Source organism: Capsulimonas sp., from assembly GCF_039929585.1.
Classification (GTDB): domain Bacteria; phylum Armatimonadota; class Armatimonadia; order Armatimonadales; family Capsulimonadaceae; genus Capsulimonas.
In genome coordinates this window covers 1-15,488 of sequence record NZ_JBDSQY010000340.1, presented here as the reverse complement: position 1 = coordinate 15,488, position 15,488 = coordinate 1, and the positions used below count along the sequence as shown (strand labels likewise).

Annotated in this window: 16 protein-coding genes; 15 read left to right on the top strand and 1 reads right to left on the bottom strand. The window is 53.9% G+C overall.

Features of this window, described 5'->3' with window-relative positions; all coding sequences use genetic code 11:
* Positions 1-99: 99 nt before the first annotated feature.
* The 10 genes from ABIZ35_RS26235 to ABIZ35_RS26190 all read left to right on the top strand — a co-directional run bounded on the left by ABIZ35_RS26235 (position 100) and on the right by ABIZ35_RS26190 (position 9,066).
* Positions 100-654: an RNA polymerase sigma factor gene (locus ABIZ35_RS26235; RefSeq protein WP_348222900.1), complete on the top strand. Its 555-nt coding sequence runs from the start codon at positions 100-102 to the stop codon at positions 652-654.
* Positions 651-917, top strand: a complete 267-nt coding sequence (locus ABIZ35_RS26230) for a hypothetical protein (protein WP_348222899.1) — start codon at positions 651-653, stop codon at positions 915-917. Before ABIZ35_RS26235 ends, ABIZ35_RS26230 begins: the two co-directional genes overlap by 4 nt.
* 287 nt (positions 918-1,204) lie before the next feature.
* Positions 1,205-2,365 (top strand): DNA polymerase III subunit beta, encoded by a 1,161-nt coding sequence (dnaN, locus tag ABIZ35_RS26225; RefSeq protein WP_348222898.1) that lies wholly within the window; start codon positions 1,205-1,207, stop codon positions 2,363-2,365.
* Positions 2,366-2,416: 51 nt separating this feature from the next.
* Entirely contained in the window at positions 2,417-2,977 is a 561-nt protein-coding gene (locus ABIZ35_RS26220; RefSeq protein WP_348222897.1) for an effector-associated domain EAD1-containing protein, read from the top strand.
* 50 nt (positions 2,978-3,027) lie between these two features.
* Positions 3,028-3,510 (top strand): HAD family hydrolase, encoded by a 483-nt coding sequence (locus ABIZ35_RS26215; RefSeq protein WP_348222896.1) that lies wholly within the window; start codon positions 3,028-3,030, stop codon positions 3,508-3,510.
* Positions 3,511-3,516: 6 nt separating this feature from the next.
* A complete protein-coding gene (locus ABIZ35_RS26210) occupies positions 3,517-4,419 on the top strand; it encodes a hypothetical protein (protein ID WP_348222895.1) in 903 nt (300 codons plus the stop codon).
* 14 nt (positions 4,420-4,433) lie between these two features.
* The gene (locus ABIZ35_RS26205; protein ID WP_348222894.1) at positions 4,434-5,825 is read left to right on the top strand and encodes an effector-associated domain EAD1-containing protein; all 1,392 of its coding nucleotides are present in this window, start codon (positions 4,434-4,436) and stop codon (positions 5,823-5,825) included.
* A gap of 22 nt (positions 5,826-5,847) precedes the next feature.
* Positions 5,848-6,381 carry a hypothetical protein gene (locus ABIZ35_RS26200; RefSeq protein ID WP_348222893.1) on the top strand — a complete coding sequence of 178 codons (534 nt, stop codon included), beginning with the start codon at positions 5,848-5,850 and terminating at the stop codon, positions 6,379-6,381.
* A 23-nt stretch (positions 6,382-6,404) separates the two neighbouring features.
* Positions 6,405-6,683 carry a hypothetical protein gene (locus ABIZ35_RS26195; protein ID WP_348222892.1) on the top strand — a complete coding sequence of 93 codons (279 nt, stop codon included), beginning with the start codon at positions 6,405-6,407 and terminating at the stop codon, positions 6,681-6,683.
* Between the two features lie 184 nt (positions 6,684-6,867).
* Positions 6,868-9,066, top strand: a complete 2,199-nt coding sequence (locus ABIZ35_RS26190) for an alpha-L-rhamnosidase C-terminal domain-containing protein (protein ID WP_348222891.1) — start codon at positions 6,868-6,870, stop codon at positions 9,064-9,066.
* 49 nt (positions 9,067-9,115) lie between these two features.
* Here ABIZ35_RS26190 and ABIZ35_RS26185 read toward each other — a convergent pair whose 3' ends face one another.
* Positions 9,116-9,457, bottom strand: a complete 342-nt coding sequence (locus ABIZ35_RS26185) for a UBP-type zinc finger domain-containing protein (protein WP_348222890.1) — start codon at positions 9,455-9,457, stop codon at positions 9,116-9,118.
* Positions 9,458-9,692: 235 nt separating this feature from the next.
* Here ABIZ35_RS26185 and ABIZ35_RS26180 point away from each other — a divergent pair, with 235 nt between their 5' ends.
* From ABIZ35_RS26180 to ABIZ35_RS26160, 5 genes are all read left to right on the top strand, one after another.
* Positions 9,693-10,238 (top strand): hypothetical protein, encoded by a 546-nt coding sequence (locus ABIZ35_RS26180; RefSeq protein ID WP_348222889.1) that lies wholly within the window; start codon positions 9,693-9,695, stop codon positions 10,236-10,238.
* Positions 10,239-10,403: 165 nt separating this feature from the next.
* Complete coding sequence (locus ABIZ35_RS26175) at positions 10,404-10,715, top strand: hypothetical protein (RefSeq protein WP_348222888.1); 312 nt, start codon at positions 10,404-10,406, stop codon at positions 10,713-10,715.
* Positions 10,716-10,722: 7 nt separating this feature from the next.
* A complete protein-coding gene (locus ABIZ35_RS26170) occupies positions 10,723-11,298 on the top strand; it encodes a hypothetical protein (RefSeq protein WP_348222887.1) in 576 nt (191 codons plus the stop codon).
* 141 nt (positions 11,299-11,439) lie between these two features.
* Positions 11,440-11,787, top strand: a complete 348-nt coding sequence (locus ABIZ35_RS26165; protein WP_348222886.1) for a hypothetical protein — start codon at positions 11,440-11,442, stop codon at positions 11,785-11,787.
* A 182-nt stretch (positions 11,788-11,969) separates the two neighbouring features.
* Positions 11,970-15,113, top strand: a complete 3,144-nt coding sequence (locus tag ABIZ35_RS26160) for a glycosyl hydrolase (protein ID WP_348222885.1) — start codon at positions 11,970-11,972, stop codon at positions 15,111-15,113.
* Positions 15,114-15,488 lie beyond the last annotated feature (375 nt).

Genomic DNA, 15,488 nt, shown 5'->3' with positions numbered 1-15,488 from the left:
CCTACCCCCGCGCTTCGCGCGAAGCGCGGGGGTAGGTCACAAAAATAAATTTTTCCCTCGCGACGCTTTTCCCCCTCAATACAACACTAAGTAACTAGAATGGCAGAATGGGAGGACGACGAGCGGTTAGCCAAGGCCTATGTGGCCGAGGGCGATCCCCGGGCGCTGGAGACGCTGTATCGACGTCATGTCGATGCGACGTACGGTTTCGCTCAGCGCTTCCTCACGTCTCGTGAAGACGCCGAGGAGGCGACATCCGAATGCTGGCTGCGCGCATTCCGAGCTTTGCGCGACGGGCAGTTCCGGGGCGACGCCAGCTTCAAGACCTGGCTGTTTGGCGTGATGCGCTATGTGTGCCTGGAGCGACTGCGCCAGCCGCGCCTCCCCACCCTATCGCTCAGCGCGCTCACGGAGACGGACCGGGGCGATTATTCGCTGTTTGGCTCGTCGTCTCCCCAGCCGTCGGCGCTCGACGACGCGCTGGCGACGCTGACCGACGACCATCGTCTTGTCCTCACGCTCTGCGACTTGCAGGGCTTTACGGCGGCGGAAGCCGCCGAGATCCTGGGCCGCAGCGCGGCCGCGACCAAATCACTGCACCTGCGGGCGCGACGCGCCTTGCGGGACGTCCTGGATAAAGATCGGAGCCAATGAACGACGAAGAGATTGCCGAACTGATCGGCCTGTCCCTAGACGAACAGCTTCCCGAGGCGCTCCGGCGCACCGTGGACCAATACTTAGCACAGCACCCCGACGCCGCCCAGGACACAGCGACCCTGCGCGAAACCGTCGCCAAACTGCGCGCCGCGCACACCGAGCGGCCCGACCCTTGGTTCGTCGAGCGCGCCTTAAAAGGCTTATTGCGCGACAACAATTCGGCCACCGGGCCGGGCGGATATCTGGCGATGGGGGAGTGACCTATTCCCCCGCGCTTTAGCGCGTTTCCCCCTTTTCCCAGCAAGGCCCTTCGGGCGGGAAAAGGGGTGCTGGTAATTAGATTCCAGGCGAGTTTTGTCGTGGTGGTTCGGCCCCTCCGGGTCCCCCAGGATGGGGCGGAGGGGCCGAAACAACACGGAACACTCGACTGGACACCAATGATGAACGCCCCCTTTCCCCCGCGAAGCGGTTCACTGGGAAAGGGGGACGGCGAGCCTTAGCGAGCGGGGGGATAGGTCCCTCGCACTTTTTTCAAGGAGCAACACACATGGCGGCAACGGACACGGGGACATTTTTGAAGGGGAGCAGCGCGCGGCGTGAGCTCTTCGATGGCATTCAGACGGTGGGCAAGGCGGTGGCGACGCGGTCGTCGCTGCCGATTTTGACGCATGTGCGGATCACGGCGAAGGATGGCAAGGTCTCGCTGATGGCGACCGACCTGGAGATGTGGATGGAGCATACCCTGCCCCACGCCACGGTGTCCGGCGAGGGCGCGGCGACGGCGCCGGCGCGCAACTTCACGGAACTGCTCGGCGCGATGCCCGATTCCGACGTCACCTTCAGCGTGGAGGACGACACCAATACCCTGCACCTGCGCTGCAATAAGGCGAACTACAAGCTGCTGGGCCTGTCCGCCGACGAGTTCCCGCTGATGCCGCAGGTCAAGGAAGAGTCCCGCTTCGTGATCGACCGCACCCTGCTGCGCGACGCCATCAAGCAGACCCTCTTCGCGACCTCGTCTGACGAAACCCGCGCCATTCTGACCGGCGTCCTCGTCATCTTCCAGGGCGATTCGCTCAAGCTCGTCGCCACCGACACCCACCGCCTCGCCGTCCGCGACTGCGCCGTTCAGGAAGGCCGTGGCAGCGCGAGCGCGATTGTCCCGTCCCGGGCCATGAGCGAACTCCAGCGCATCGTCGGCAATGAAGAGGGCGAAGTGACCGTCACGCTGTCGTCCAACCAGATCCAGTTCCAGATTGAGAACGAGAAGAGCGGCTCCACCACCCTGATCTCGCGCCTGATCGACGGCCAGTTCCCCAACTTCGAGCGCGTCATCCCGACCCAGGCAACCAAGACCCTCACCATCCAGCGCGAACCCCTCGTCGCCGCCGTCCGCCGCGCCGCCATCGTCGCCCGCGAATCCGCCAACCGGATCGTCCTGCGCACCACCGAAGACGGCGACCGCCTGACCATCACCGCCGAAAGCGGCAACATCGGCAACGCCTACGAAGAAGTCGAAATGGCCCGCACCGGCGAAGACGGCCCCGTCGAGATCGCCTTCAACGCCAAATACCTCAGCGACGTGCTGAACGTGCTCGACACCGAGGGATTGAACATCGAATTGACCGAGCCGCTGCGGCCCGGGGTGATCCGGCCGACGGAGGACGCGGACTACCTATGTGTCCTCATGCCTATGCAAGTCGTTTAACGGCATGTATAAACATCCTAACGAGGTATAATACTTCACCTTTAATCTAACATGAGGCTTCAAGTGTCAAAGGACGTTATAGTAAATTTTCTTGCAGAGAATTATCCGACACATCAGTCGGCGCGTGGGTTGTGGGAGCGTGCAGGCGGAAGCCGTGGCGATGTTCCGATGGCTGAAACTCCACGCGAAATGTGGTACGAGTTATGGAGGAAATCCAGCATTGGGGCAATTGTGAGTCCTTCTCAATTGCTTGCAGTAGCTTTGGATGACACACCAAAAAGCAGTGTACTGATAGAAGCAATTACAGAATTAGCGACACTAACAGATCTTGAAATCGGGAGATCGATTGTCCATTACTTGGAAACTAGTAATTCAATGAGCGAATTTGAGGAACTTACCGCACGAAATCTAATAGTGGATACCGTGAGTGTTCAGCGGATTTATACTATTCTTATTCCCGTTGTCGGGTCAAAATCTAAAATCGAGCGTGAGAGTCTTCAGTTAAAAGCAAAAGCATTCTTATCTAGCGTTGGACAGGTAGCAAAAGGAGTATATAGTGAGACAATAGCGGCTATTACAGAAGGCACTGTCCGCGCTTTAAATCAAACTTAATGACGGTTGTTTATTTCTCTTTTTGCAAAATTTAACAACAAGAAAAAATCATGAGTGTAAATAAATTATCATCAGAACAATCTGTAAACAAATTTCAAAACCAATATGGATGTAACAGAAAAGAAGCAGTAGGATTAGATTTATGCTACCAAAAGGTTAAAGAGTTCCAAGTTCGATTTGGTAATCCTATAAGCGACATCCCTTCAGTCATGTCCGAAGAACGCCGTCGTATCCGTACAATCTATTTGCTTGAAGAAGTTCTAGAATTTGTTAATGCAGAACAAGTGCATGAACAGGCGGACGCATTAATAGATTTAATATATTTCGCCATCGGCGGGATGGTTGAAATGGGAATTGCGCCACAACGAATATTTGAAATTGTTCATAAAGCCAATATGGACAAGTTAGGTAATAACGGGATAATTTACCGTGACCCAGTGATTGATAAGATCGAGAAGCCACATGAATGGAATGACCCCTGGGAAGAATTATTGCATGAGGTAGAGCGTCAAAGTGTGCATGGGCCTGGATAAAACAAAATGGATTCAGATCGACCAGTATTCGAAAATTCTCAGCTTATGGTCGAAGGGTATTTTTCAGTATCACGATGGCGTAAGCTTGTAAATGAGGCAGCGATTGCAGCAAGTCCACCTGGAATACTCCAAGAAGCGATCTGTCCTTTTGGATTTGAAGTACTACAAGATCCTAGTTTTTTACGTTTAGAGTTACGACGTTTCTACTGCTATCTAGGATCACCTGAACATCCACTGATAAACATCCCTGTTATTGAGGAAACATTTTTACAAATATTGTTTTCAAAATTGCAAGAAACATTTCCTGCTTTGGCAGAACAAATAATAGTTTTAGCGGCTAGGCCAGGTAAGCATATTTTATTGCGAAAATCACCCTATATATGCCAGCTGCTAGACGGGTTAATAGTAGTAGAACATCGAAACACTGAAAACTTATTGCAAGATTACGCGGATTATCTAATTTGCTGCTTAAATGGACTTGCAACAGGTACGATACCAGAGTGGAGTAGAATAAAGTCTGACCCGATGGCTCGTGTACGTATGTTCCAGATTTTCATAATCCTTGAAAATCTTTTTGGTCACTACTTAGGTAATCCGCCTCAAGAGTGGGACGTACATCTTCCTAGTTACAGAAATGCTAGAAGCAGCCTTCAGTTTTATTTTGACGGCAGAATCCAAATCGAGGCCACCGACGCTGAGACTATGGCGATTGACTTTATAGAGATAAGATCTAAACAGTTGTTAGATGCGGTTTCCAAACTTGGTTCGCATACTGATGATATTTGTAATATACGTAGCAAGTCTTATCATGGCGAGGGATACTTGAGCATAAGTCTTTCAAAACAGATTTACCAAAGTGTTTCCACAAGAATCATTGAGGATTATACTTCTTTTGCCTCATTCTCCTAAAATGTATATTTATAATGGATGATCCTACAGCACGGCTTTACAATATTTATCTTGACTTCATTAATCCAGAAAGCAGGAGAATATTTGGATTATATAACAGCTTAGATCGGCCAAAACATGTAGATTTCCTAACAGAGCTGCTGAATATCGCAGTATTCTTGTGTAAGGAATACTGCATAGTTCCACCAGGGGTATTCCTGGAGTGTGGGATTGCACACGAAGCAATGAGTAGGCGATCAGATTTTTTTTACGACCGCTTAGTTAGAATGCCAATCAGAGAACGGAATATTGAAGATTATATTGGTAGAAGAAGGTCAGAATGGTCTCCGTTCACATTTTATTACCCCGATCTATTTAAGACTGACTATGCTAACCTTCTGAGAGACAATCAGCGTGCTTTGGTGGCAAAAAAGTCAACTGCGGGAAAAGCAATTGCACATAATTTTTATCATGCGCCGGACCTATTGGGTCAAGGTGTAAATTGGTTCGACGCACTCAAAACCAATGAGGTCGAAATTGTTCGTAGGATTCCAACAGAGCTAATTGAGAACGAAGAAGCTATTACTTGGCCTGCATTTCAAAATCGTCTTGAAAAATCAGGAATTAGTGAAAACTACGCTCTTATTCGTGATGCTTTACAACATTATTATTTCAAAGGCACTCTTCAAGAATTCAACCTAAGAATTCTTGAGTCACTACCATATTTAAGGACATCCTTTGAGCTTGACAAAGCGGACTTGTGCTATAACTACGAAACTATACGAGAGGCCCTGACCGCACTTGGCATCTGGAAAACTATAAGATCTTTATCAGCAGAAAGCATGTGCGGATTGAGGGCAAAATATGGCTACATAATATTTCGCAATCTATTTGACAGGGTGTCCTTATCTGCATCGTCTTCTCGTGCAGTAGCCAATGTTTTTGCTCAAGCTTACAGCAATAACCGACGCGCAATTACTGAGACGAGCTTGAGCAATATCAAAATTAAGGGAAACATTCAGAATGGTCTATTACTAACAGATAATGAATTAGATAACATAAGTGAACGATTGCTGGTTACTTCAGAGTGGATTGATGCACACACATTACATCAGTCCGCATCTATGGGACCACTACAAAAAGACCTGTCTATTAACTTCAATATAGAGGCCCTCAAAAAAACTCTTTCTGAAATGTACACAACTAACCGGCGAATATCACAAGTATGGACTCAGGCAGGAGGAAAAAGATCAGAAATCACTGATGGCATATCGCCTTCCGAGACTTGGTATGAACTACTGAATAAAGTGAATTTGGGTTGTATGGTCACCTTACAATCGCTTGTTGATTGTGCCATCGCAGAGTATCCAAATAATCCAGAATTATTAGGATTTGCTGTGCATTTAAAATCATCGGTCATCAGGTAATCTAGTCCAGATGTATTCGTTTATGAAAAATTTAACTGTCACTCGTGTATTTGTCGGAGCAGACCCTCTCGTTTCTGAAGAAGTCAATGTATTGCACGTAGATACTCAAGGGGTAATTGGGGATCGACACTATGGCTATTCTAAAACAATTCTTCCTGGTGATCAATATAATATACCAGGCACTACAATATGGAACGGGCGACAATGGTCTGCAATCAGCGAAGAAGAACTTAAATATCTTGCAAAAACATTAGGCATTCCAGAGGTGCGTCCAGAATGGTTAAGTGTAAACATTGTGTTTTCAGGCATAGGTATTTCAAATATTTCAAAACTAAGTCGTATAAAGTTTTCACGTGGCGCGGAATTATTGGTTTACGGCGAATGCACACCATGCATTCGTCCTGCACAACTTATTGCAAAGTATCTTCCAAATATTGATAACAGCTTTGCACAACGTTTTGTAAATGCTGCTATTGGAAATCGTGGTCTTGTAGGATGGGTAAAAATAGGCGGTATTATTTACCCTAATGATACAGCAACAATTTTTGATAAATAAATTTGCGCTACAATAGAAGCATCATGACAATCACCGTGCCAACCATAATTGAGCGAGCGTTGACCGTCGAGGTAGCGAGGCGTGGAACGACGCCGGATCTATTGGCGGAAGAGATTTTGATTACATCTCTCTCCGCCGTGGACGACGAGGACTCTTTGTCGCCAAATCCCAATGAGATATTGAATGATCTCATAGCCAAAGCTCAGACTCTGGAACTGCCGCCAGCGTCCCCTACCGCTTCTAACACGCAATTTGGGGAAGCTATCGTCGCCAAGTATCGCAAACAGGGCTTTACGCTGTGACGCTTATCGACGCTGGGCCGTTATTCGCGCTGTTAGATCGGCGTGAATCCCTTCATACCGTCTGTGTGGCGATACTCCCCCAAATCTCCTACCCTCTCATTACGACATGACCGTGCTTTACAGAAGCAATGTATATTGAAGTTATTTCCTAATTCATCACGCAAGGGAAACGCAGGTATCAACCATGTCCGCAAAAATAGCGCGAACACTGTTGTCGTCGCTGGCGTTAGGCGCAGCCGCCACATCAATCACCTTCGCAGCACCCCTCCCCGCCCCCACCGGCCTGATGTGCGATTTGCTGGCGAGGCCGGCGCTCGCGCCAATCGTGAACGCTCGTCCGCGATTTAGCTGGATTGTGAATTCGGATGTCCGGAATGATGTTCAGTCGGCGTATGAGATCCGGGTGGCGCCGGAGGCAGCTGTGTTGGGGGAAAGCAAACGCTGTCTGTGGGATTCGGGAAAGGTGGCGAGCGACAAGAGTATTGCGGTGGGGTATCGGGGGTCCGCGCTGTTATCTCATCAGTCGTTTTGGTGGCGGGTGCGTATCTGGAATCGGGATGGGCGGCTGAGCGCGTGGTCGGAGGCGCAGGAGTTTCGCACGGGGGATATCCGTTCGGAGACGGCGCAGCGAGTTGGGGATGATCGGCTTACCATTTCGACTTACCCGCGAGTGGTGACTGCAGTTCGGCCGGCGCGTGTGGAGCATCGCCAGGATGGAAGCTATTTTTTCGATTTTGGCAAGGATGCGTTTGCCGGGTTGGATTTGTCGTTTGACGGGGCGATGGCCGGGGCTTCGGTCACGGTGCGGATGGGTGAGAAGCTGGATGCGGGGGGCAGGATCGATCGTAATCCTGGCGGGTCGCGGCGTTTTTATGAGACGAAGCTGGCGGTGGACGTGGGGAGCCGTGTTTACCGGGTTGCGCTGCCAAAGCGTGATGAGCGGCGCATGCCGTCGGAGCTTGGCGGCGCGATGCCATTTCGGTATGTCGAAATCGAGAATTCGCCCTGTGTGCTGAGTGAAGACAGCGCCGTGCAGCAGATGGTTCACTATCCGTTTGAGGATGACGCCGCGAGCTTTTCGTGTTCCGATCCGAAGCTGAACGAGATCTGGAAGCTTTGCCACTATTCGATGAAGGCGACCAGCTTTGCCGGCGTTTTCGTGGACGGCGATCGCGAGCGAAAGCCTTATGAGGCGGATGCGTATATCAATGGACTGGGCTGGTACGCCGCCAATCGCGAATACTCCCTTGCCCGCTACTCCACGGAAGACTTGATTTTGCACGCGACATGGCCCACGGAATGGCAGATTTTTTCCGTGATGAACGCGCGCGCGGATTATATGGCGACCGGAGACAATCGCAGCCTCGCGGCGTTTTATGACGACCTGAACGTGAAAACTCTGGCCGAATTGGCGCGTCCCGATGGCTTGATTTCTACGGTCGGCGCGCCGAAATCCTTGATCGCTCGTCTGCATGTGGATCGTATTGAAGATATTGTCGATTGGCCCGCCGCCGAGCGCGACGGGTACGAGATGAAGCCGGTGAACGCGGTGGTGAACGCCTTCCACTATCGCGCTTTGCTGGACATGGCGGAGATCGCGGCGGCGCTTGGCAAGACGCAGGACGCCGAAGCCGATCGTGAGAAGGCAAAGAAGGTTTACGAGGCGTTCAACCGCGTCTTTTTCAATCCGGCGACCGGGCTGTACGTGGACGGCGAGGGATCGACGCACAGTTCGCAGCACGCGAACATGTTCGCCATCGCCTTTGGCCTCGTCCCGGCGGATCGTCTGAAAACGGTGGCCGATTTTACGGCGGGCCGGGGCATGGCGTGCAGCGTCTACGGCGCGCAGTTTCTGATGGACGCGCTTTTCGACGCCGGGATGTCAGACAAAGCCATCGCGCTGATGACCGCACCTGGGGATCGAAGCTGGCGTCACATGGCGGAAGACGTGGGGACGACCATCACGCTCGAAGCCTGGGACGACAAATACAAACCCAACGAGGACTGGAACCACGCCTGGGGCGCCGCTCCGGCGAATATCATCCCGCGAAAGCTCATGGGAATCGAGCCGCTTGAGGCCGGATATGGACGAATGCGGCTGCACCCGCGCCCCGGCGGCCTCACCTTCGCCGAGATTACGATCCCGACCATTCGCGGAAGCATCCACGAGACGTTTCATTCGTCCCCGGCACAGTTCACACTCAATGTCACCCTTCCGGCAAACACGAAAGCGGAAGTTGTGCTGCCCAGACTTGGCGGAAGCGATGCAAAAGTAACGGTTGACGGAGTTTCGAAGACCGGCAAAATCGAAGGCGACTCGATCGTTCTCGGTTTCATCGGTTCCGGCGCTCACAAGATTGCGCGCTCTGCCCCGAAGCGCTAACGTTTTCTGTCTAAAAATAAACCTCGTATGAATGCAGCCGAGTAAGCGCTCACTTGTGCAGCAGCGACTGCCAATTGTGCGGAGGCTTGCCGTGCGGTCCTGGAACGGGCTGATCTTCGGGATGCGCATCCGGCGGCGCCAGGCTCGGGCCTTCGACATACTCTTGGGTTTGGTAGTCGTAGAACCAGTTCTCTTCTGGTTCGAAGCTCGTGATGATCGGGTGGCTGGTTTCGTGATAATGATGCGTGGCGTGCTGGCTTGGCGAGTTGTCGCAGCAGCCAATGTGGCCGCACTCCGCGCAGCGCCGAAGGTGCAGCCACCACCCGCCATTCGCCAGGCATTCCACGCAGCCTTCACCGCTCGGCGTCACGGTTTCGTTGATTCCGTCCATTTGAGAACTCCTTTTGATTTCGCAGTTGATTACGATGAGTGTACTTCAAAATCTTTCACATTAAGACCACGATCTCGTCGCGTTAATTCTCCAGGATACCGGACCAAGGAACAGTGCGTATTGACGCCAACGCAAGTTATAATAGATCAGGAACGTTTCTCGGCGCGCAATTTTGCGAGGGCGTAATCCATTCGGAAGAACCGCATATCGAAATCAAAGGGGAATAGACAAAGCCATGAACGACAAACTCTACTGCAAGCTGAAGTTTCGTGGAGCCGCTCTCAAATTTGTGCTGACGACAGCCGTGTCCGTCCTCGTCGTTGCGGGATTAACCACACAGGCCCACGCCGTGGCGCCGTCCTTCACATTCGCCGCGACCATCCCGGCCGCAGTCCTGGCGGGCAGCACATTTACCTTCCCCGCATCCGTCACGAATATCGGCGGACAGGCGACCGACTACAACACGTACTTCCAAATCTACGATTTGGGTTTCAACTATCAGGGCCAGACATACTACACGAACCAGACCTTCGCGCCCGGAGAGACGATCAATTACAACGTAGCGATTACCGCGCCGACCACACCCGGAACCTATCTCATGGCCGCGCTTATGTTCAATAAGGATTACACGGGCGGAATCATCAGCCAGACTTTCTTCCCGCAGACATTTCAAGTCCTGTCCCCCGCCGCCGTCCCCGAACCGTCGTCCGGCGCCGTTGTTGGACTGTTTCTCGTAGGAGCGCTCCTCCTGAACGCACGGCGGCGCGGACTGCGCGCCTAAACCAAGGCCCCAACTATGTGCCGTTACGCCCAGCATACCTACAAAAGACATTTCGCCTGCTTCCGATGCCGCAAGATGTTTCGTCAGCCAGACAATCATGAGATGGCGCGATCGAGCACAGATTTGCGATCTCGCGATTTCCCATGTCCGCAATGCCGAACGCCAATGACGAACATGGGCAAGGATTTCAAAGCGCCTCGGCAGACCGATGCCAAACAATGGCAAAAGGTCGAGCAGCTTTACATCAATGGCTACATATTTAGCTCTTGTGGATGTGGCGGCTCCGGCCCCCGTCCGGCGACGCTTGCGGGAGTGAAGCCATTTCTGGCAGAGCAAAAACGCCTCAAGGCGGAGTGGACGCGGCAGGCTGTGATACAGCAGCGCGCCGTGGAGCTCAGCGAGAAGCGCAGTCGGCGAGCAAGACAACTCCAAGAGAAGAGGATCGCAAAGACGATCCAGGTGGCCGCCATTGTCTGAACACGATTTGCCTTCATCAATTACGATCGCAGTCACGGCGGAGCAGCTCGCATATCTAGAAAAACAAGCAAGGCGCGCAAGCCTAACCACAGAGGAGTGGTGCGCCTGGAAGATCTTCCCGCCGGCTCTGTGTCAAATAGAACCGACGTTCAACACTCTGGACTCCATCATGGCGGACAACACCCCTGATCCGCCGGAAGTGATTCCCGGACGAGCTAAGGCCGCCATCTTTGAAATGCTGGAGCATATCAAGAAGCGTCCCGCGATGTATTTAGGACGCCATGATGATGTTCACGGTCTCGATCTATTCCTAAATGGCTTTGGCGGAAGCTTTCATGCGTTTGGCGCACGCCACAGCTACTTGCATTTATACGCAGCGATGCGCGCCCATAACTATGAAACCAGCGCCCGTGTCGATTATCTCTACGAGCAAATGCGAGAGCGCGGGCTCTCAGACGCTGAGATCGTTCAAGAGCGTATGATGCTGGAAATCGAAGCGTGGGGAATCCACTTTGCCGAGGCTGACTTGGGCGACAAGCACAAGCAAGTGGTCATTGACGATAGCATACCATTGGGAGAGTGACCGTTCGTGCGAGAAAGAATAACGCCGTCTAGGCGTGGTTGGACTGTCGTTTTGCGAGCAGGCGCTCTGGGGATATTGGCTGGCGCGATGGTTTCGTGCGCGCCGCCGACGGTTCGCAATGCGGCGCAAAACGATGCGGATATGCAGAAAACGCTGGCGACAACACCCCGGAAGGCAGAGGCCCTGACGTGGCTTAGCATCAAAGATAAGATCGACAGAACAGTAGGCAAAGACGATCCCATTTACACAAACGCCGATTCCATTCGATTTGTTAAGTCCCTGTACACAGCCGGCGCGGTGAAAGTGATCGCAGTTAACATCGCAGTCTCCCCCTCTTCTGAAGACACCCGAACGCTGATTGTGCAGATGCCAAAGAATGGTCCGCAGCGCCAGCAAATCCTAAACATCATCAACCCAATAGCGCAGGCCGGCGGATTTGAGGCGGACACGGATTTCGGACAAACATATGAGATGATTTTTTGGGATTAGCGAGATCGCCGCTAAATTCTCAATTTGCACGATTTATGTGGGAATAGCTTCGAAATCTTCACTCCCTTGGGTAATATAACAGGCAATAATCCAACATGAAACCACATTTGATTTGGTTTTCAGTTGGATTTACGCAAGCGATCGGAAGGTCATCCACCGTGAAGAAACCATTTCGTGCAACATTGTTCCGTTCCCACGCGAGCCTCACACAAATCGGCTCCGCCGCCGCGTTTCTCCTATTGGCGCATGGCGCTGTGGCCGCGCCGCCCAGCGACGCGTTGAGTAAGTCGTTTTTGACGCCGCCGCCCACGGCGAGGCCGCAGGTGTGGTGGCATTGGATGAATGGCAATATCTCGAAAGAGGGCATCACCGCCGATCTGGAGGCGATGAAGCGTGTGGGGATTGGCGGCGGAACGATCTGCGTTCTGGGTGACTATGCGCCCGAAGGCCCGGTGCACTTCAATTCGCCGCTTTGGTGGGACAATACGAAGTTCGCGATGAGTGAGGCGGGACGGCTTGGTCTGGATCTCGGCGTCGAGAACTGCGAAGGCTGGAGCTCCAGCGGCGGCCCGTGGGTCAAGCCGGAAGACTCGATGAAGGATCTCTCCTGGCGCGAGGTTCAAGTGACAGGCGGGGCGCCAGTCACCGATAAACTTCCGCAGCCGGAAACGCGCCTTGGCTACTATCGCGACGTGGCGGTGCTGGCGTTCCCCTCAACCGGCGACGCCAAAGGGACTGTCAAGAAGGCGGACATCGTCGATGTGTCATCCAAAATGAGCGCCGATGGTACGCTGGCGTGGACGCCGCCCGCCGGCAGTTGGACGATCATTCGCATTGGCTATACTGCTATTGGCATCACGAACCACCCGGCGTCCAAATACGGAATTGGTCTGGAAACCGATAAGCTGAGCAAGGATCCGCTCGAACGTCATTTTGCCGCCTTCTTCGACAAGGTCATGGAGACCAGCGCGACTATCCCCGGCAAGCCCGTCAATTGGTCGCTGCTCGACAGCTACGAAACCGGCCCGCAGAACTGGACCGATGAGATGCCGGCGGAGTTCAAATCGCGCAAGGGCTACGACATCACCCCCTGGCTGGTCACAATGACAGGCCGCACCGTGGATTCGCCCGACCTAACCGACCGCTTCAAATTCGACTTCACGCGCACCATCGCCGATCTTTGGAATACGAATTATTATGGCTATTTCACCGAGCTATTGCACAAACATGGCCTGAAGTCTCAGATCGAAGCCTACGGCAACGGCACGTTCGACACGGTTCGGTCTTCGGGACTGGCCGATATGTCGATGAGCGAGTTCTGGTATCCGGGCCAGGGCGACGCGCGTCAGGCAAAGCAGGTATCCTCCGCCGCCCATGTCTATGGCCATCAGTTGGTGGGCGCCGAGGCGTTCACGGCGGGCGGCAACTACTTCGACGCCACGCCCTGGAAGATGAAGCGCGAAGGCGATAATATCATGGCCGCCGGCGTCAACCTGTTCTACTTCCACTCCGGCGCGCATCAGCCCTGGACCGACGGACGCTCACCCGGCATGACCTGGGACTTCGGCATCTTCCAGAACCGCAACAACACCTGGTACGAAACCGGCAAGGACTATTTCACGTACCTCGCCCGCTGCCAGTCCATGCTCCAGCAGGGTAAATTTGTCGGCGACATCCTCGCGTATGACGGCGAAGAAGGCAACGGCGACCTGGCGCTCTTCAACACGCCGTTCGGCTACGCCAGCGATGAGATCGACCGCGAACTGATGATGAGCAGCCTGACCGTGAAAAACGGCATGCTGACACTGCCGAGTGGTCAGAGCTATCGGTTCCTCGCCCTGCCCAACTCACAAAACATCTCGCTGCCCGTTCTGGAAAAGATTGCATCACTGGTGCACGCCGGCGCGATCGTCTTCGGCCCACGCCCCGTGCATGCGCTCGGCATGACGGGTTATCCCGAAAGCGAAACGAAAATCGCGAAGATCGCCGATGAGCTTTGGGGACCGATCGATGGCAAGACGACCATCAAGAACACAGTCGGCAAGGGCGTGGTCTACTGGACCGGCGACTTCAATAACTCCATCGCCGTTCTGAACGATCTGAAGATTGCTCCCGACTTCGCCGCGAACACGCATGCGTCCCGCCTGCGCTACCTGCACCGGCGCATCGGCGGGGCGGATTCCTATTTCATCTCCAGCCAGATCCCCAACGCCATCACGACAAACTTCACCTTCCGGGTTTCCGGCAAGCAGCCGGAAATCTGGGACCCGCAAAAGGGAACCGTCACCGACGCTCCCGTGTGGAGCACGGACGGCGCAGGCGGCACACGAGTCACCCTGCAAATGGCCCCCGCCCAAAGCGTATTCGTGATCTTCCGCAAGCCGGCGGGCAGGAACCATGTGGCCTCAGTCACCATGGCGGCCACGAATGATGCTCCGGCCGTCAAGCACACGCTGGTCATCACCAAGGCGGTCTACGGCGACATCGCGGGCCATGGCGCGACGGTCGATATCACTTCCAAGCTCCAAAGCGCGGTGATGGACGGTGAGATCGAAGCCGACGTCACCAACGACTTCGCCGGCGGTGATCCCGCGCCGAACATCGTCAAATCCGCCGTGATCGATTACACCCTGGATGGCGTCGCCAAAACCGTAACGCTCACAGAAAACGGTCTTTTCAGCCTCTCGGCGGTCGACCCGGCCGCAGAAACGTACCAAGTCGTGCAGAGCGCCAAGGGACAGCCGAGCCTGATCGCCTGGGCGCCCGGCTCGTTCCAGGTTACGGACGCCTCGGGAAAGACAACGACCAAGACCGTCGACGCGACACCCGCGCCGATCGCCGTGGACGGTCCCTGGGATGTCCACTTCGATCCCCGCTGGAGCGCGCCCAAGACGACGACCTTCGACACGCTCACGGATTGGACACTGAACACGGACCTTGGGATCAAATACTACTCCGGAACCGCCGAATACGACAAAACGATCCAAGTGCCCGCCGACTTCCTCAAGACCGGCCGCGTGATCTCGCTCGACCTCGGCAACCTGGAAAGCCTGGCCAATGTGACCCTCAACGGCCACGACCTCGGCTGTCTCTGGTCCCCGCCGTACCGGGTCGATGTGACTCGCTACCTCAAGCCCGGCGCCAACACGCTCCAGGTCAAGGTCACCAACACCTGGGTCAACCGCCTGATCGGCGACGACAAACTGCCCGCCGATCAGCGCCTGACCTCGACCACCCGGCAGTTCTACAGCCCGGTCGACCAGCTCATCCCCTCCGGCCTCTTCGGCCCCGTCACCCTCACGGGCGCCGATCCGATCGGATTGTAAAAAATCGAGAATGCGAGAACGCAGCCACCTGCGTTCTCGTATCTCTATTCAAATCCCTCGCAGATTGGAGCCAGCGATGCGTACTTATTCCAAAATTCTCGCAGCCAGCGTCACCATCGTAACTCTTCACAGCCCACGCCGCCCTCGCAAAGCCCATTCTCAATGTCACGAAAGATCACTTTCCCTCCTGCCCTGCGTCTTACAGATCGGACGCTTATGAGCTGGCGGCGCTGATTTTTGTTACCTCGGCGCGGTAGTTGTCAATAGTTTTGAGACGTACGAGTACATAATTTTTAACTTGTTATTGTTGTGTTCCCTTCCTGCGACGTATTATTCTTTGGCGGGTTGATCCAGGCAGCCGAAGGCACGGCCGGT